The organism is Cupriavidus sp. MPR-AND1C, from assembly GCF_058809705.1.
The window spans coordinates 219,142-235,682 of the sequence record NZ_JBXASU010000003.1 but is presented as its reverse complement, the minus strand read 5'-3'; the positions used below and the strand labels follow the sequence as shown (position 1 = coordinate 235,682).

Genomic DNA, 16,541 nt, shown 5'->3' with positions numbered 1-16,541 from the left:
CCCGTGTGAAAGTAGGTAATCGCCAGGCTCTCCCTTGAAACCCCCCAGTACGAAAGTACTGGGGGGTTTTGCTTTTGTGCGATCGAAATAGCGATCGAAAGTCATGGCAGCAAGCATAATTGCTGTTCCGGCCATCTCGCCCCCCCCTTTTTTTTAGTTCATTTCGAATGCCAGCCGACGGCGAAGCACCGTGGTTTCTTTACCTGCTCGAATGCGAGGGCAACACGATCTACACCGGTATCACCACGGATGTGGAGCGGCGCTTCGCCCAGCATCTGGCAGGAACGGGCGCTAAATATACGCGATCGCGCAAGCCCATCAGGATCCTGGGCTGGCAGCGCTTCGACAATCGCTCGGAAGCCTCAAAGGCCGAAGCGGCGGCGAAGCGGCTGACTTCCGCGCAGAAGCGGAGTTTTTGCGTGCAATTGGCGACAGAGATGCAGGATGCGTCAGCCGCCGATCTTGCTTGAACATTACCCTCGCACCTTGAATGCCTCCGCATCGGTGGCACCCTTCTTGATTCCGACAGTGCCTTCTACGCTTCCTTAAGTCTGGTTTAAGGATCGGCCTTTAGGATGGTCCTGTCGCGTCCAGATAGTCCGGACGCCTGAGGTAGCCAAGAAAGGAAAAACGCCATGATTCGCCAGACGCTTGCACGCTCAGCCATTGGTATTGCTGCCCTGGCCGCTCTTGCCGGGGGGTATACCTATCTGCAGAAGGAAGTCATCACGCCTGGATATGCCGCTCAGGCGCCTGCAACGGCCTCGGCCCAGCCCCTGGCCGTTGCCGCGCCCACCGACTTCTCGAGCATTGTCGACCAGTACGGTCCGGCAGTGGTCAATATCAGTGTTACCGCGCGCGCCCAGCGTACTTCGGCACAGGTGCAGCAGGGCATGGACCCGGACGATCCCCTTTTCCAGTTTTTCAAGCGCTTCGGCCCGCAGTTCCAAGGGCCGCAGAATGGCCAGCAGCAACTTGTGCGTGGCCTCGGCTCGGGCTTTATCGTCAGCCCCGATGGCCTGATCCTGACCAATGCGCACGTGGTGGATGGCGCGCAGGAGGTGACGGTCAAACTGACCGACCGCCGCGAATTCAAGGCCAAGGTGCTGGGCGCGGATGCGCAAACGGACGTTGCGGTGATCAAGATCGACGCCAGGGATCTGCCGACCGTGCGCCTGGGCGACCCCTCACGCGTACGCGTGGGTGAGCCGGTGCTGGCCATCGGCTCGCCTTACGGTTTCGAGAATACGGTCACCGGCGGCATCGTCAGTGCGAAATCGCGCTCCTTGCCCGATGACACCTATGTGCCATTCATCCAGACCGATGTGGCCGTTAATCCCGGCAACTCTGGCGGCCCCCTGTTCAATCAGCGGGGCGAAGTAATCGGTATCAATTCGCAGATCTACAGCCAGACCGGCGGTTACCAGGGGTTGTCGTTCTCGATTCCCATCGACGTAGCCACCAAGGTGCAGGCGCAGCTGGTGGCGCACGGCAAGGTCACCCGCGGTCGTCTGGGCATCGGCGTGCAGGAGGTCAACCAGGCCCTGGCGCAATCGTTCGGGCTGCCCAAGCCTAGCGGGGCGCTGGTCAACTCGGTGGAGCCGGACAGCCCGGCCGCCAAGGCTGGCCTCAAGCCGGGCGACGTGATCGTGCAGCTCGGCAACGACGTGATCGACCATTCCGGAGACTTGCCTGAGCATGTGGCCGACCTCGCGCCGGGCACGCAGACTTCGCTGAAGGTGATCCGCAAGGGAGAGCCGCTGACCCTGACGGTGAAGGTCGGCACGGCCAAGGATGCGGCAGTTGCCGGCAAGACCCCCGCCAATGACGCCGGCGGCAAGCTTGGCCTGGCGGTCCGCCCGCTGAGCCCGACCGAGAAACGCGACAGCGGGATAGACGGCGGGCTGGTGGTCGAAGATGTCGCAGGCCCGGCGGCCAAGGTGGGCATCCAGCCTGGTGACGTCATCCTGTCCATCAACGGCACGCCGATCGGCTCCGCGGAGCAGTTGCGGGCCCTGGTAGCGAAGTCCGGCAAGCAGGTTGCACTGCTGGTGCAACGCGACGACGCCCGTATCTTTATCCCTCTGGACCTGGGTTAACTGCAAAGCCGGCCACGGAGTTAGCCAGCGAGTTAACCGCGAAGTTAACCCCGAGTTAACCTCCGCATAAATGGCGGACGGGTCGGCGCGAAGGTATACGTGTCGGCCCGCCAAGCCTTAGTGGACGCCGAATTCCGGTGCAATAGGGCTGCCAGAACGCGCGGTAACAGGTATCATCTCGACTGCGAAGCAGGACACGCGGCAACGGCCTTGACCATCCCGGGCCATTAATGCGAAATTGTCCTGCAGACTCGATGACACAAGGAAGTCTATGCAGTTGGATTTCACCCGCGCGTCCGCGACCACGGGTACCGAGAGAGCGCGGCGCCTGCCGCAAGCCTCGCCCACCCCGCGCCGACGCAAGAAAGCCGAAGCCCCGCACTGGGAGCGTGGCTACCGTTCGCATTTCTACCGCAATGAGCGCGGCGAGAAACTGGGCGAAGTTCGCCTGTCCGATCGCGGCGACATGCCGGTGGTCTATCACTGGGCCGCAGGCAATTACTCCGGTGCGGAGGGCTCGCTCGCTCACGCCCGCATGCGCGTGGAAGAAACCATCGGCTTTGGCATGCGCCAGCTCGCTCTGTTCTGACTAGAGCCGATTAACTAGCCGACCCGACGCTTTCCCGGAAAGCGACAGCCGCGCGCGTCCCGCGCCGCGACGCCCCGGAGCGATCCGCTCCGGCATGCCAGCCAGATTCAGCCAGATTTACCAGATAGATCCAACGCGCTGCTCCAGCCCCTCGGGCCGACACCGCGTAGCCTGTGCGGCAGACAGATCTGCTCGCGCCCCGGCATCCAACTCCCAGTCTTGCAGCAAGCGCGCCTCAATCGAGACGGCGTTGCACCAGCATAAAGACAGCAGCCATCAGGGCAAGCGCCGCGATCAGCCGATACAGATCCTCGCAGGCAATCAACCTGGCCTGCGTATCGACCAGGCCGGCAAGCTGCGCCAGCGCGGCCTGATAGGCATGGCCCGGATCCAGCCCACGCGCGCCCAAGGCTGCCTGGGCCATCGCCATCCACTGCTGCGTCTGTGCCGTGTGCTGGCCGAGGGCGCCGGTCAGGCTCGTGTGTACCGCGAACTGACGGTTCTGCAAAAGCACGGCGCCAAGTGCGGACGCGAAGGACGCGGCGATCTGGCGCAGCAGGTTCTTGCTGCGGTAGCCGTGGGCGAAATCGTCGCCGGCCAGCGAACGGAAGGTGAGGCCGGCAATGGGGATGATGACCATCACGCCAAACAGGCCCTTGCCCACCAGTCCCCACGCCAGCGCCGACGGGCCGGCGTTGGGCGGCATCGACGAAAACCACCACGTGGCTCCGGCCATCAGAAGCAGGCCGCTTGCCATCAGCGGTTTCTTGTGCGGCAGTTTTGGGGCCAGGCGCAGGTAGACGAAGATCCCGGCCAGGCTGACCGTGGCGGCGAAGGTGTTGAGCCAGCCGGTAGTCGCCAGCGGGAGCCCGAGCGCCTGCTCGGCGTAGATCGGGAACACGTAGCCGCTCAGGTTGCTGGTCAGGTAGTAAACAAAATACATGGCCAGCCCGGTCAGGTAGACCGGATTGCGCAGCGCGCGCAGATGGAGCACAGGCGTGCTGTGATGCCATTGCTGCCAGAGAAACCCCATCAGCAGTCCGACACCCGCCACGCAGATCAGCGCCAGCCGCAGCGGGTGCGAGAAGATATCGAAGCGCGCCTGCGTCATGGCGGCCTGCAGGGTCACCACCGCCGCGCCAAATAGCAGCAGGGGGCCCAGCGCGGGGCCGGGATCGTCCTCGCGCGGCTCGGCGTCCGGCAGCAGCAGCCACGCCCCCAGCGCTGCCAGCGCGACGAAGGGCAGCACGCCGTAGAACACGTCCTGCCACACGCCGCGCTCGATCAGCTCGGCTGCCATGGCGGGCGCCAGCGCGGAGGCGGCAAAGATCCCCAGCATGAAGATGCGCGAAGCACGCGGGCGGTCGGCCGGCGCAAACATCACATTGACCAGAATGCGGCAGCTGGTAAACAGCGCCCCGCCGCCGACGCCCTGCACAAAGCGCGCGCCCACCAGCTGTGGCAGCGAATGGCTGGTGGCCGCTGCCAGCGTGCCCGCCATGAAGATCAACAGCGCGCCGGTGAGGTAGTAGCGATAGCCAAAGCGCTGCGCCAGCCATTGCTGCTTGAGGATCATCAACATGCTGCCCACCGCGTACGCGGCCTGGACCAGGGCGAAGCTGCGCGGATCGGCATCGATGCCGCCAACGATATGGCTCGACGCGAACACGAACATGATGTTCTCGAGGAACTCCACCGAGGTAGCCAGCGCGAGCAGCAGCATCACCAGGGTCTGGCGCTGCTGGTGGCTGAGCAGGCGCAGCCACCGCAGCCCGAGCCGCAGCGGCCGTAAGGCAGACACGGTTTTCATGGTTCCAGCGTCAGCAGGTTCTGGTGCATCCGGTTGAGCGCGCGCGTGGCAGCGGCCAGACCGCTTTCGCCGACCGGCCCCCAGGCCTCGGCGTAGGCCGCATGCACGGCTGGGGCGGCACGCTCCAGCATGCGGTGGCCGGCGGCTGTCAGTACGAGCTCGGTGCTGCGGCGGTCCTGCGCCGAAGCGTGCCGGCGCACCAGGCCGCGCGCTTCGAGGCCGTCCATCAGCCGGGTCATCTGCGTGCGCGTGGCGTCGAGCGTGATGCCGAGCTCGGACGGCAGGCTGGGCTGGTTGTCGTCGGTGGCGAGCAGGCTGATGGCGAGGTATTGCTGCAGGTCCAGCTCGAAGGGCGCCAGCGCGCGATCGATGTGACTGCGTAGCAGGCGTGCGGTGCGCATGAGCAGCCGGGAAGCCAGGATCAGGTCGCGCGGCGCTTCCGGATGGCCCGCGCAGAAGCGGTCAATGCGGTCTTCGAAGGACATGGCGGGGTGTCAGGTGATGCCGGAGCAACGGAGCCGGTCCGGCAATTTAATTACAAATGTAATTATATCATCTGAAACAAATCGGAGTACCGATGCCTCCCGGCGCTCGTTATGTTCGGCGAGCGAGGTGACGGCAAAGCCGCCGCAGCGCCTGGCGCAGCTCGGCAAGCTCGGCCGAGCGCTGCACCGGCGCCAGGCGGCCGTAGCGCAGCCTGGTGTAGCGATCGCTGAAGTCCTGCACTGCCAGCGCGGCAGCCGGGAGGGCGCGGGCGGCCCGCGCTGCAAAATCCTGGGGCCCTTCGGACGGTGCGCGCACGCAACCGTGGCGTGACAGCTGGTGGCAGAAGCGCGCGTAGGCGGCTTGCACCGGATCGATCCGGCGGCGCCTGAGCACGAGTGGCACGAGCGCCAGCAGGCTCAGCGCCGCCAGTCCGCCCAGCAGGAACTGCGGCACGCTGTCGCCGATGCCGAGTTGCTGCATCAGCCGGGCCTGCTGGCCGCGATCGTATTGCAATACCCAGCGCTGCCAGGTGTAGACCATGCCGTCCATGCCCCAGCGCAGGTTCCGCAGCCAGCCCGGGTCTCGCATCGCGTGCAGCGCTTCGATCTCGCTGGCTTCCAGCGCGGCGTCGATGCCGCGCTCGACCCGGCTTGGCGCCACCGCGCTGGTGGGATCGACGCGCACCCAGCCGCGTCCCTCGAGCCAGATTTCCGCCCATGCGTGGGCGTCGGCCTGCCGCACGATGTAGTTGCCGCCGATGGGGTTGTACTCGCCGCCGAGATAGCCGGTGACCACGCGCGCCGGCACACCGGCTGCGCGCATCAGGAACACGAAGCTGCTGGCGTAATGCTCGCAAAAACCGCGTCGCGTGTCGAACAGGAAACTGTCGACCTGCTCGTGGCCAAGCGGCGAAGGCAAGAGCGTGTAGCTGAACGGCGCGGCGGCAAACAGCCGCAGCGCGGCCCGCGCGCGCTGGGCGGGATCCGGGTATTGCTCCGCCCACGCGGCTGCGAGCTCCCGCGTGCGCGGGTTGCCCGGCGGCAATGCCAGCGCCAGCTCTCGCGTCGCCAGATCGAGCGGCTGCGGCGCAGCCGGAGCCGAACGCGCGCGGTAGCGCAGGCGCCGGTCCACCGGGTCGCGCGTAAAAAATTCGCCGTCGGCATTGATCACCGCGCCAGCGCCGGGGGCAATTGCCTGGCCACGGTCGAGCAGGAACAGCCACGCGTGCTGGTTGGGCTCCAGCGTGATGCTGTAGTTGACGATCCCGTTGGCCGGGGCGTCGCCAACCGTCTCGCCGGGCCCGGCATCCGCAGCCATGTCATCGGCCGCCGGCAAGGCTGGCGCCGGCTGCGCGCGCCGCTGGCGCAAGGGCGATGGCCGCCAGGTCTGTCCATCGAATTGCCACAGCACCAGCGCGCGCCAGTACAGGGCGCTGGCCAGCAACGGACCGCCTTGCACGTCGGCGCGCAGTGCGACTTCGGTCGACTGGGTGAGCCGGCTCACGCTGCCCGGACTCATGGTGTCGCTGATGCCGGTAGTGGCCACGGCCTCGGCTTGCGGCAGCCGCCACAGCGGACGATCCAGGCGCGGAAACAAGACAAAGAGCAGCAGCGCCCAGGGCAGCCCGATCAGCGTCAGGCGGCCGAGCAACGGCCACACGGCAAGATAGCCCCGTGCCTCGGGATGCCCCAGGAAGAGCCAGTTGCGCAGCAGCCAGGCGGCAATGGCAAGGCTGTACAAGGCCAGCCAGAACGGCTGGTCGAACAGGTACAGGCTTAGCAGCAGGTAAAAGCACAGCTGGGTAACCAGCGTGGCATCGGCCAGCACCCGGCACTCCAGCAATTTGAGCACGACGAAGGCGCCCAGCAACGCCACCGACAGGTCGCGCCCCATGTTGCCGCCGGCCTGCCAGACCAGTGCGGCGGCCACCAGCATCACCAGCCCCGCGATGATCCCGAGCATCAGGCGCGAGGGCAGCGGCGCGCGCTGGTGCCACAACAGCCAGCGCCACGCCAGCAGCAAGACCAGCAAGACGCTGATGGTCACCGGCAGGCTGCGCGCTTGCGGCGCCAGCACCAATGCCAGCTGGCCCAGCAGCAGGCCATGCTCTTCGTGCGCAAGGGGGCGCGGCGGCAGCTTCACGGTGTGCGCTCCGGCGGGGCTTGACCGGCGCGTCCCGGCCACAGGGCCAGGGCCTCGAGGCAGGCGCGGCGATGCGCGCCGCCGCGCCCGGGCGCGATCTCGACCCCGGGCAGCCGCAGGCCGATTTCCATGGTGTCGCCCGCGGCCACCACCCAGGCGCACAGGCGCGATAGCCGCGCCTCAACGCCGAGCTGTTGTGGCAGGGCCTGCCAGTCCAGCCAGCAGGTTGGCAGGCTGCCGGCCTCGCCGGTGCGGCTCAGCCAGCGGCCGGTACGCGCGCTATGTTTCCAGGCGATGCGGCGCAACGGATCGCCGCTGCGGTAGCGCCGCAAATGATCCGTGCCATCGTCCGAGGGCAAGGACGCTGCACCATCGTCGTCGGGCTGCGCGGCAAATGGCAGCGGCGGCGCGCCAGGTTCCGGCCTTGGGTAGACCAGCGCCGCCAGCGGCAGGTCGGCATAGCTCCACACCCGGAACAGGCCCAGCGGGAAACGGCTCGACAGCGTGACGCGCGGCAGCGCCAGCCAGCCGCGCTGGCTGGTGGGCATGTGCAAGGTCAGCTGGCCGGAGGCATCCCGTGCCAGGCTCAGGCGGGCAGGTAGCGCGCCAGCCTGGGCCGGCAGGCTTGCCTCCACGCCGATGCGCACCGGCGCGTCGCTGCCTGCAATGCGCAGGCTGAAAGCGGCCGGCTCGCCGGCAAAGGCTGGCACCGCGCTGGCGCCGGCCACCGTCATGTCGAGCAGGTTGCGGTAGGCGTGCCACATGCAGGCCATGCCGATGCCGCCGAGCAGGAAGGTGAGGGCGAAGCCCAGGCTGATGTTGTAGTTCAGCGAGGTCAGCAGCATGGCCATCAGCAAGACCGCGAAGCCCAGGCCAGCCCGGGTGGGCAGGATGTACAGGTGACGGCGGTCGAGCGTTACCACGCCTTGCCGGGGTGGGCGCCGGCGCTGCAGCCAGGGTGGCGACGCCCACGCCTGCCGCTTGGGGCCAGGCGCGGCCGGAGATGCCGTGCCCGGCGAGGAAAACGGCCGGCCGCGCGCCATCGGGCGTCAGGGAATGGCGACGTCGGCCAGCAGGCGGGTAAGCGCCTCCTGGCCACCGCCGGCTGCGCCGGACGGCAGCAGCCGGTGGCCCGCCACCGGCATGAAGACCGCCTGCACGTCTTCGGGCAGCACGCTGTCGCGCTGGTGCAGCAACGCCCAGGCGCGCGCGCAGGCCAGCAGCGCCAGGCCCGCCCGCGGCGACAGCCCGGCGGCAAAGGCGGAGTGCGCGCGCGTGGCCTGCACCAGCGCCAGGGCGTAGTCCACCAGCGCCGGGCCGGCATAGACCTGGGCCGCGGCCTGCTGCAGCGCGGCCACCTGCTCGGCATCCATCACGGGCGTGCCGGCCGCGGGCGCCGCACCGCCGAGGTAGAGCACGCGCTCGAAGGCTGGATCGGGATAACCCAGCGACAGGCGCATGGTGAAACGGTCGAGCTGCGATTCGGGCAAGGCGTGCGTGCCGATCTGGTCCAGCGGATTCTGCGTGGCGATGACGAAGAACGGGGACGGCAAGGCGTGGGTGACGCCGTCGTGGGTGACCTGTCCCTCCGCCATTGCCTCCAGCAAGGCGCTTTGCGTCTTGGGGGTGGCGCGGTTGATCTCGTCGGCAAGCACCACCTGCGCGAACACGGGGCCGCGATGGAAGCGGAATTCCGCGCTGTCGCGCACGAAGACGGAGACGCCGATCAGGTCGGCGGGCAACAGGTCGCTGGTGAACTGCACGCGCTGGAACTGCAACCCCAGCGTGCGGGCCAGCGCGTGGGCGAGCGTGGTCTTGCCCACGCCCGGCAGGTCCTCCAGCAGCAGGTGGCCACGTGCCAGCATGCAGGCCAGCGCCAGCCGGATCTGCCGGGGCTTGCCCAGGACGATGCGGCCAAGCTGGGCTTCCGCCTCGGAGAGCGATGCGACGATGCGTGGGCGAGCTGTCACGTGAAGCCTGCGGGTCGGAGGGAGAACCCGGCCATTGTAGCGGCGCGCGCAGGCGCGGGAACAGTCTGTTTGCGCACGCAATGGGCACCCGACACACGCGGGGCGCGCCGATTCGCCCGGCTTCTGGCATTATCGAAGCTGTCGGCCCAGCCAACCCCTCATCCGCTGCAATGAACTCCCCGCTTGCTGTCCCGCCGGGTGCCGCTTCCCAAGTGGCTTCCACGGCTTCCAAGGTTTCCACCGCTTCCGCCACTTCCACCGCTTCGGCCATCGCCCCGACCGCTGCAGACTTGAACGAACTCAACCGCGCTTTTCACGCGGACGGCTATATCGTGCTGCGCGGCTTTGCCCCGCCCGCGGTCTGCGACCAGCTCGAGCAGGTCGCACGCGCGCAACTGGCCGCGGCGGCGGCGCCGGTCGAATATGAAGCCGAGCTAGGCTATCCCGGCGCGCCCGCAAGCCGCGACGCCGTCGGAGGGGCCACGGTGCGGCGCTTGCGCCAGGCCTATGGGCGCGACGATGCGTTCCGTGCATGGGCCGCCGATCCCGCGGTGGGGCAGGTGGTGGCGAGCCTGCTGGGCGAGCCGGTGCGCCTGACTCTCGCGCACCACAACTGCGTGATGACCAAGCATCCGCACTATGGCAGCCAGACCGGCTGGCACCGTGATACCCGCTACTGGTCATTTGCCCGCCCGGAGCTGGTGACGGTGTGGCTGGCGCTGGGCAGGGAGGATGAGAGCAACGGCGTGCTGCGCGTGATTCCCGGCTCGCACACCGTCGCGCTCGAACCCGGCCAGCTCGATGCGGCCGAATTCCTGATCGAGTCGCATCCGGCCAGCCAGGCCATGCTGCAAGGCGTGCGGCCGCTGGCCCTGGAACGCGGCGACGTGCTGCTGTTCGACAGCCGCCTGTTTCACAGCGCGGGCCAGAACGTTTCCGAAGCGGTCAAGTTGTCGGTCGCCTTCGCCTACCACGGTGCCAGCAACCATCCGCTGCCGGGCACCCGCTCGGCCGAGTTCGGCAGCGTCGAGCTGCCCGCGCCGGCAACGCCCGCGCGCTAACCGCGCTGGCGCATCAGCTGCGCAGGCTGATCAGGTTCGAGATTTTCTCGGAGGCGGCCAGCAGCGCAGGCAGGAAGCTGCTGGCCATGTCGTCGGCGCTGGTGCGGTTGGCCTGGCCGCTGATATTGATGGCGGCGATGACCTGGCCGGCACGGTTGCGGATCGGCGCGGCCAGCGAGACCAGTCCTTCTTCCAGCTCCTGGTCGTTCTGGGCCCAGCCGCGCGTGCGGATGCCGGCAATGATGGCCTTGAGCTCGGCGGGGTCGGTGACGGTGCGGCTGGTACGGGCGCGCAGTTCGCTGGCGCCCAGCACCCGGTCGAGCTCCTCAAGCGGCAGGCCGGCCAGCAGCACGCGGCCCATCGACGAGCAATAGGCCGGAAGCCGGCTGCCGATGGACAGGTTGATCGTCATGATCTTGCGCGCTGGCACCCGCAGCACGTAGACAATCTCGGTGCCGTCCAGCACGGAGATCGAGCAGCTTTCATGCACCTCCTGCGACAACGCCTCCATGATCGGCTCGGCCAGGTTCCAGAACGGCATCGAGGTCAGGTAGGCGAAGCCCAGGTCGAGGATCTTGGGCGTCAGGCGGAACAGGCGGCCATCGGCGCGCACATAGCCTAGGCCGACCAGGGTCAGCAAAATGCGCCGCGCGCCGGCGCGGGTCAGGCCGCTGGCCTGCGCGATCTCGCTCAGCGTCTGGGCGGGGTGCTGCGCGTCAAAGGCACGGATGACCGAGAGCCCGCGTGCAAAGGACTGCACATAGGTATCGCTCGGCTTGTCCGGGCCCGGCGCGGCGGCGGGCGCCACGGGAGCATCCGTGGCCGGGTGGTCGGAATTGTCGGGAGCGGCAGGGCTGGCCATCGGTTGGTTCGGCTGATCGCCGAATACACACGGAAAGGCCGAAAGGGTAGAGGAAATGCGGGGCGCGCGCCAGTGGTGCGCCCGCTGCGCGCATAATGTCGCGCGTTTGGGAAACATAGCTTGTAAAGGAAATATCGCCTGGTGAACGAGACAATCCAGTGGAACGATTGGGAAGCCTTCTGCTGCGTGGTGGAGCAAGGCACTTTCACGGCTGCGGCCGAGCAGCTCGACTGCCCCAAGTCCCGGGTCTCGGCGGCGGTTGCGCGGCTTGAGTCGGCCATCGGCTCCAAGCTGCTCCAGCGCACAACCCGGCGCATGCGCCTGACCGACGCCGGCAGCGCCGTGTACCGCGACGTGGCGCCCTTGTTCGCGCGGCTGCGTGAGATCCGCCAGGAAACACTGGCGCGCGAGGAGCGGGTGCAAGGCGTGCTGCGCATCGCCGCGCCGTACGAGTTTGGCGCCCAGCAACTGGGCGGCGTGATCTGCCGCACGCTGGCGGCCCATCCGGCACTGGACGTGAAGGTGGAGATCTCGCAAGGCATGGTCGATCCCATTCGTGATGGATTCGACGTCGCCTTTGTCGCGGTCGATGCCGACTTGCCCGATTCCGGGACCGTGGCGCGGCGCATCTATCACGTGGAGCGCGGCCTGTTCGCGGCGCCAGCGCTGGCCGCCGGCCTGCCGCTGCAACTGCAGCCCGAGGACCTGGCCAACCTGCCGACCCTGACCACGCCCGGTGACGGCATGTGGGAATTTATCCGCGATGGCGAGCGCGTGGCGGTACCGATCCGGCCGCGCATGCAGACCGCCAACGCCGAGCTGCGGTTGCAAGGCGCCCTGGCCGGCCTTGGCATTGCCCGGTTGTCGCTGATCTATTGCGAAGCGGAGGTCGCCCAAGGACGGCTGGTGAAGGTGCTGCCGGACTACCCGCCGCCGCCGCTGCGGGTCTTTGCCTTGCTGCCTGATCGCCGGCTGCAGCCGCAAAAGGTGCGCGTCTTCATGGAGGCGGTGGAAGCCATGATGGCCTCCGAACTGCAGGACCGAAACGACGCAGCCGCGCCCGGCCCGTGAGGGCTGGCGCGGCTGTGGAGGCCATTGCGGTTGGGCGTGGGCGGCTGGCAGGCCTGCCCATGTCCGCGCTGACAGTGTTGCTCACACCGTGAGCACTTGCTGACTATCTCTGACTACTTGACTATCTAACTGTCTCTTCCTCACCTGGCGAATGCCAGGTTGCGCTCAGGCGCCGTCGCTGAAGCTGCTGCGGGGCTCGTTCACGCCGCGGGCGCCGTCGGTGTACGGGTCACGCGGGCCGCTGCGGGCGCCATCGGTGAACGGGTCGCGCGGGCCGCTGCGGGCACCGTCGGTGAACGCATCGACCGTGCGGCCGATGCTGCCATCAAGGCGGGCCAGGTCGGAAACCGGCACGCTGGCGTGCGCGGAGGCGGCGGCCATCGACAGGCCGATGGCGCAGAGGAGGGAAACGGCGAGGGTGCGGGTTTGTGCGCGGGTCTTCATGATGCTTTTCTTCCTTCGGGCATATCGTGGTGTGTTCCACGTTGGCCGTAATGTATGCCTGCATCTGCTTAGGAAAAAGAGCCAATCACCAAAACACTGTTCGTCACTATGAACAATGCCCCGGACCTGAGCCCGGGGCATCCGCCGGCACACCCTGCCGGATGGGTCTTTCAAGACCTTCAGTGGTCTTTGGATGTCTTCAGACGCCTTCAGAGGCCAAATCGCGCGCCGAACAATCCCGCGCCAAGGCGGGCAATGATCATCAGCAAGATCTGCGCGATCACGAAAAGCGCCATCGGCGAGATATCGAAGCCGCCCAGGCGCGGAATCACGCGGCGGATCGGGCGCAGCAGCGGCTCGGTCAGGTGGTTGATGGCGGGCGTGACGGGGGAGTGCGGGTTGACCCACGACAGAATCGCCATCAGCAGCGTGACCCACATCACCATGCTGATGCCCCACTTCAGCATATTGAGCAGGGCGATCAGCAGGATCAGCGGCAGGTAGGCCAGCGGGTCGGCTCCGGAGACCAGCAGCACCAGCAGCAGGAACGCCAGGGCGGTCAGCCAGGCACCGATCACGGTGGCCCAGTCGATGCCGCCAAGGCCGGGGATGAACCGGCGCAAGGGCCGTACCAGCCAGTCGGTGACCTGGAATACGCCTTGTGAGACGGGATTGCGCGTGGGCAGCCGTGTCCATTGCATCCACAGGCGCAGCAGCAGCGCCATGCCGAACAAGCTGAAGACGGTATTGAGCAGGAAAAGGGCGATTTCCGAGAACATCGGTTTCGGTTCCGGTGGAAGTGTGATGTCTGCAGTCAGGAGTGTCTGCGAACGCACAGATTCTGCCATACCCGCATCAGCGCCGGTCGAAACCCTGGCCTGGCCCCGGAACCTGACGCCGCCGCGCGTGCGCGGAACCGCCGGGGGCAGCCCCTATAATGAGCGTCGAGCCAAGTTCCTCAGCGCCCAGACGCTGCCCCTTATGACCCGCCAGCCTGCCGCATCCAAATCCCCGCTCGCCAAGCGGGATTTCGAGGCACTTTCCGATTTTCGCTACCAACTGCGGCGTTTCCTGCGGTTTTCAGAAGATGCCGCCCAGAGCGAAGGGCTGACCGTGCAGCAATACCTGCTGATGCTGCATATCCGCGGCTGTGCCGGCAAGGACTGGGCATCGATCGGCGAGCTTGCCGAGCGCTTGCAGGCCAAGCAGCACGGCGTGGTCGCGCTGGTCAACCGCTGCGAGGCGGCCGGGCTGGTCAAGCGCAAGGCCAACCCGGATGACCGCCGCATTGTCGAGGTCCACCTGATGGCCAAGGGCGAGCGCTTCCTTAACCGGCTGGCTATGCTGCACCGCAGCGAACTGGAATCGCTGCGTGGCACCTTCCGCGTGGCACGCCTCACGGCCTTCAACGACGACGGGGCGGAGCGCGCCTGAGCGCCCGTGAAGCATTTCTGAAGCGGGCGAAAGCGTTTTTTTAACCCGGAAGGCATTCCCCGTTACAGGCGGTTACCAATCACAAGCCTCGGTGACACCCGAGACGCTCCTGCGGCCCTAGACTCGCGCGCATTCCCACTCGCGTTGCTACCGCAGGAGTTTTCCCGATGCCTTTCCCTTCTTTCCCCCTTCGTACCGCCGCGCTTGGCTTGCTTGCAGCGGGCGCCCTGGCCGGCTGCGTGAGCGCGCCATATGGCGGCGGGTATGGTGGCTACGGGGCCTATGGCAATTCGGGCACGTACGGCAGCAGCACGCAGGCGGGTGGCGCTTACCCGGTGGCCTATCCGCAGCAGGGATACCAGCAACCCGCTTACCCGCAGGCCGACTACCCGCAATCGGGCTACCCGCAGGCGCCGGTACAGGAGAGCTATCCGCAACAGGGCTACCCGCAAGCCGGCTATCCCCAGGCGAGCCAGCCGCAAGCCGCCTACGGCAATGATGCCTACGGCGTGCGCTATGGCCAGGTTGAATCCATCGAGATGTTGCCGGGACAGCCGGCTAGCGGCGGCGTCGCCGGCACCTTGATCGGCGGCATGGTTGGCGGCCTGCTCGGCCACCAGGTAGGCGGCGGCCGCGGCAATACGGTGGCGACCATCGGCGGCGCGGTGGTCGGCGCGGTGGCCGGCAACGAGGTGGAGAAGCGCGCCAACACGGCACCGCCCGCGTACCGCATCCGCGTGCGCACCACCGACAACGGCTACCTCACGCTGACCCAGTCCACGCCGTACAACCTGCGCAACGGCGACCGGGTCAAGGTGCAGAACGGCGTGGCAATGCCTTATTGACGATGGCGCTTGCCCGGATCTTCCATTGTCGTTGTCTAACGTAACGGGTAAGGGTTCCCGGGCGCGGAGGCGGCAGCGCATAGCGCGCCCGTGGCCGGACGAGAATCCCGCCTCGTCGGCCGCAGCCGCCGAGGCCTTGCTGAAATTGCTGAAGTCTTGATCGCCTACAAGCCCGCCCCGAACAAGTCCGCGTAATCCTCGCGCAATTGCCGCTTGAGCAGTTTGCCGGCGGTGTTGCGCGGCAGGTCGGGCACGAACACGATGCGCTTGGGCACCTTGTACGGGGCAAGCGCGGCGCGGGCATGGGCAAGCAGCGCCTCCTCCTCAGCGCGCGTCTCGCGCTTGAGCACCACGCAAGCCGCCACGGCTTCCACCCATTTGGGGTGCGGCAGCGCGAAGACGGCGACTTCCGCCACGGCCTCATGCTGGTACAGGCACTCTTCGACTTCACGGCTGGAGACCAGCACGCCGCCGGAATTGATCACGTCCTTGATGCGGTCCACCACATACAGGTAGCCGCCCTCGTCCATATAACCCAGGTCGCCCGAGTGGAACCAGCCGCCGCTGAAGGCCTCGGCGGTCTGCTCTGGCTTGTCCCAGTACTCGGTGAGCAACTGCGGCGAGCGGTGCACGATCTCGCCGAGCTCGCCGGGTCTGGCGTCTTGCATCTTCTCGTCGACGATGCGGGTTTCCACATTCAGCACGGGCCGCCCGGCCGAAGCGGGCCGCTCGCGGTGCTCCTCGGGGCTGAGCACCGTGGCCAGCGGGCCGATCTCGCTTTGTCCGTAGCAGTTGAAAAAGCCCAGCGCGGGCAGGCGCTCGCGCAACTCCAGCAGCACCGGCAGCGGCATGATCGAGGCACCGTAATAGGCCTTGGTCAGCGAGACCAGCTGGCGCGGATCGAAGTCCGCGTGGCGTAGCAGCGCAATCCATACGGTGGGTGGCGCAAAGAAGCTGGTGATGCCGGCCTCACGCACCGTGCGCAGGCAGAAGCCTGGCTCGGGGCTTTGCGCCAGCAGAATGCTGCCGCCCATCAGCAGCAGCGGCATCAGGAAGACATGCATCTGCGCAGAGTGGTAGAGCGGCAGCGCAGCCAGCGCGTCATCCTCCGGCTTGATGTCGCACGTGGCGATGGCGCTCATGTATTCGGCCAGCAAGGCGCGATGCGTGAGCACCGCCCCCTTGGGCGCGGACGTGGTGCCTGAGGTGTAGAGGATCTGCGCTGGCATGGCGTCGTCGAGGGTGGCGAGAATCTCCCCGGCGGGGCCCTGGGCCGCCGTCAGCACGTCGCGCTGGCCGCCGCCATGGAGGCTCCCCAGCAACGGGCAAGGCAGCCCTTCGACATGCGCGGCCAGCGCCGGGTCGGCAAACAGCGCGCTGGCGCCGGACTGGGCGACGATGTACTCGACCTCGCCGCGCGTCATCGAGAAATTCACCGGCACATGGATCAGCCCGGCACGCAGGCAGCCCAGCCACAGCAGCACGTAGGCATCCGAATTCTTGCCGAACGCCGCCACGCGGTCGCCGGGGCGCAGGCCCCACCGCTGCAGCGCAGCGCCTACGCTGGCCGCCGCGGCCTCGAGCTCGCGATAGGTCCAGCTGCGCTCGCCAAAGCGCAGCGCCACCTTGTCGGGGCTGCGCCGTACCGCGCGGGCGAGGGCATCGGGGATGGTATTGCGCAGGACGCGCTGCTGCTCTGACTGCATGGTGGTCTCCGTTATGGTTTTA

16 protein-coding genes are annotated in these 16,541 nt (G+C 67.3%); 7 read left to right on the top strand and 9 right to left on the bottom strand.

Annotated elements, in window-relative coordinates:
- Positions 1 to 167 precede the first annotated feature (167 nt).
- The 3 genes from AC1RWI_RS03620 (at position 168) to AC1RWI_RS03610 (ending at position 2,688) form a co-directional block, all read left to right on the top strand.
- A complete protein-coding gene (locus AC1RWI_RS03620) occupies positions 168 to 470 on the top strand; it encodes a GIY-YIG nuclease family protein (protein ID WP_043357128.1) in 303 nt (100 codons plus the stop codon).
- A 165-nt stretch (positions 471 to 635) separates the two neighbouring features.
- A complete protein-coding gene (locus tag AC1RWI_RS03615) occupies positions 636 to 2,099 on the top strand; it encodes a DegQ family serine endoprotease (protein ID WP_043357126.1) in 1,464 nt (487 codons plus the stop codon).
- 271 nt (positions 2,100 to 2,370) lie between these two features.
- Positions 2,371 to 2,688, top strand: coding sequence for a hypothetical protein (locus tag AC1RWI_RS03610; protein ID WP_006164639.1), 318 nt, complete (start codon positions 2,371 to 2,373; stop codon positions 2,686 to 2,688).
- A 235-nt stretch (positions 2,689 to 2,923) separates the two neighbouring features.
- On the opposite strand, the gene AC1RWI_RS03605 is transcribed toward AC1RWI_RS03610, so the two are convergent.
- The 5 genes from AC1RWI_RS03605 to AC1RWI_RS03585 all read right to left on the bottom strand — a co-directional run bounded on the left by AC1RWI_RS03605 (position 2,924) and on the right by AC1RWI_RS03585 (position 9,096).
- Positions 2,924 to 4,498: an MFS transporter gene (locus AC1RWI_RS03605; protein ID WP_492864582.1), complete on the bottom strand. Its 1,575-nt coding sequence runs from the start codon at positions 4,496 to 4,498 to the stop codon at positions 2,924 to 2,926.
- On the bottom strand, positions 4,495 to 4,983 hold the full coding sequence (locus AC1RWI_RS03600; protein WP_043357122.1) for a MarR family winged helix-turn-helix transcriptional regulator: 489 nt from the start codon (positions 4,981 to 4,983) through the stop codon (positions 4,495 to 4,497). The genes AC1RWI_RS03605 and AC1RWI_RS03600 overlap by 4 nt, the downstream gene beginning before the upstream one ends.
- Before the next feature lie 109 nt (positions 4,984 to 5,092).
- Entirely contained in the window at positions 5,093 to 7,126 is a 2,034-nt protein-coding gene (locus AC1RWI_RS03595; RefSeq protein WP_043357120.1) for a transglutaminase TgpA family protein, read from the bottom strand.
- Entirely contained in the window at positions 7,123 to 8,169 is a 1,047-nt protein-coding gene (locus AC1RWI_RS03590) for a DUF58 domain-containing protein (protein WP_043357118.1), read from the bottom strand. The genes AC1RWI_RS03595 and AC1RWI_RS03590 overlap by 4 nt, the downstream gene beginning before the upstream one ends.
- A gap of 6 nt (positions 8,170 to 8,175) precedes the next feature.
- The gene (locus AC1RWI_RS03585) at positions 8,176 to 9,096 is read right to left on the bottom strand and encodes an AAA family ATPase (RefSeq protein WP_043357117.1); all 921 of its coding nucleotides are present in this window, start codon (positions 9,094 to 9,096) and stop codon (positions 8,176 to 8,178) included.
- 290 nt (positions 9,097 to 9,386) lie between these two features.
- On the opposite strand from AC1RWI_RS03585, the gene AC1RWI_RS03580 reads away from it, so the two are divergent.
- Positions 9,387 to 10,157 (top strand): phytanoyl-CoA dioxygenase family protein, encoded by a 771-nt coding sequence (locus tag AC1RWI_RS03580; RefSeq protein WP_144410053.1) that lies wholly within the window; start codon positions 9,387 to 9,389, stop codon positions 10,155 to 10,157.
- A gap of 13 nt (positions 10,158 to 10,170) precedes the next feature.
- On the opposite strand, the gene AC1RWI_RS03575 is transcribed toward AC1RWI_RS03580, so the two are convergent.
- The gene (locus AC1RWI_RS03575; protein WP_492864579.1) at positions 10,171 to 11,019 is read right to left on the bottom strand and encodes an IclR family transcriptional regulator; all 849 of its coding nucleotides are present in this window, start codon (positions 11,017 to 11,019) and stop codon (positions 10,171 to 10,173) included.
- Positions 11,020 to 11,160: 141 nt separating this feature from the next.
- Here AC1RWI_RS03575 and AC1RWI_RS03570 point away from each other — a divergent pair, with 141 nt between their 5' ends.
- A complete protein-coding gene (locus AC1RWI_RS03570) occupies positions 11,161 to 12,090 on the top strand; it encodes a LysR family transcriptional regulator (RefSeq protein WP_043357113.1) in 930 nt (309 codons plus the stop codon).
- Positions 12,091 to 12,255: 165 nt separating this feature from the next.
- Here AC1RWI_RS03570 and AC1RWI_RS03565 read toward each other — a convergent pair whose 3' ends face one another.
- Positions 12,256 to 12,534 (bottom strand): hypothetical protein, encoded by a 279-nt coding sequence (locus tag AC1RWI_RS03565; RefSeq protein WP_043357111.1) that lies wholly within the window; start codon positions 12,532 to 12,534, stop codon positions 12,256 to 12,258.
- A gap of 209 nt (positions 12,535 to 12,743) precedes the next feature.
- Positions 12,744 to 13,313: a YggT family protein gene (locus AC1RWI_RS03560; RefSeq protein WP_043357110.1), complete on the bottom strand. Its 570-nt coding sequence runs from the start codon at positions 13,311 to 13,313 to the stop codon at positions 12,744 to 12,746.
- 202 nt (positions 13,314 to 13,515) lie between these two features.
- Between AC1RWI_RS03560 and AC1RWI_RS03555 the strand changes: the two genes are divergently transcribed.
- Positions 13,516 to 13,968, top strand: coding sequence for a MarR family winged helix-turn-helix transcriptional regulator (locus AC1RWI_RS03555; RefSeq protein ID WP_492864600.1), 453 nt, complete (start codon positions 13,516 to 13,518; stop codon positions 13,966 to 13,968).
- Positions 13,969 to 14,135: 167 nt separating this feature from the next.
- On the top strand, positions 14,136 to 14,813 hold the full coding sequence (locus AC1RWI_RS03550; protein ID WP_043357105.1) for an outer membrane lipoprotein: 678 nt from the start codon (positions 14,136 to 14,138) through the stop codon (positions 14,811 to 14,813).
- Positions 14,814 to 14,977: 164 nt separating this feature from the next.
- Here AC1RWI_RS03550 and AC1RWI_RS03545 read toward each other — a convergent pair whose 3' ends face one another.
- Positions 14,978 to 16,519: a fatty acyl-CoA synthetase gene (locus tag AC1RWI_RS03545; protein ID WP_173430745.1), complete on the bottom strand. Its 1,542-nt coding sequence runs from the start codon at positions 16,517 to 16,519 to the stop codon at positions 14,978 to 14,980.
- Between the last annotated feature and the right edge of the window lie 22 nt (positions 16,520 to 16,541).

Bases quoted from the DNA above. Each gene is read 5' to 3' on its own strand.
- AC1RWI_RS03615 (WP_043357126.1), top strand. From the start codon at position 636: ATGATTCGCCAGACGCTTGCACGCTCAGCCATTGGTATTGCTGCCCTG.
- AC1RWI_RS03600 (WP_043357122.1), bottom strand. From the start codon at position 4,983: ATGTCCTTCGAAGACCGCATTGACCGCTTCTGCGCGGGCCATCCGGAA.
- AC1RWI_RS03620 (WP_043357128.1), top strand. From the start codon at position 168: ATGCCAGCCGACGGCGAAGCACCGTGGTTTCTTTACCTGCTCGAATGC.
- AC1RWI_RS03590 (WP_043357118.1), bottom strand. From the start codon at position 8,169: ATGGCGCGCGGCCGGCCGTTTTCCTCGCCGGGCACGGCATCTCCGGCC.
- AC1RWI_RS03605 (WP_492864582.1), bottom strand. From the start codon at position 4,498: ATGAAAACCGTGTCTGCCTTACGGCCGCTGCGGCTCGGGCTGCGGTGG.
- AC1RWI_RS03550 (WP_043357105.1), top strand. From the start codon at position 14,136: ATGCCTTTCCCTTCTTTCCCCCTTCGTACCGCCGCGCTTGGCTTGCTT.
- AC1RWI_RS03560 (WP_043357110.1), bottom strand. From the start codon at position 13,313: ATGTTCTCGGAAATCGCCCTTTTCCTGCTCAATACCGTCTTCAGCTTG.
- AC1RWI_RS03575 (WP_492864579.1), bottom strand. From the start codon at position 11,019: ATGGCCAGCCCTGCCGCTCCCGACAATTCCGACCACCCGGCCACGGAT.
- AC1RWI_RS03545 (WP_173430745.1), bottom strand. From the start codon at position 16,519: ATGCAGTCAGAGCAGCAGCGCGTCCTGCGCAATACCATCCCCGATGCC.
- AC1RWI_RS03565 (WP_043357111.1), bottom strand. From the start codon at position 12,534: ATGAAGACCCGCGCACAAACCCGCACCCTCGCCGTTTCCCTCCTCTGC.
- AC1RWI_RS03610 (WP_006164639.1), top strand. From the start codon at position 2,371: ATGCAGTTGGATTTCACCCGCGCGTCCGCGACCACGGGTACCGAGAGA.
- AC1RWI_RS03555 (WP_492864600.1), top strand. From the start codon at position 13,516: ATGACCCGCCAGCCTGCCGCATCCAAATCCCCGCTCGCCAAGCGGGAT.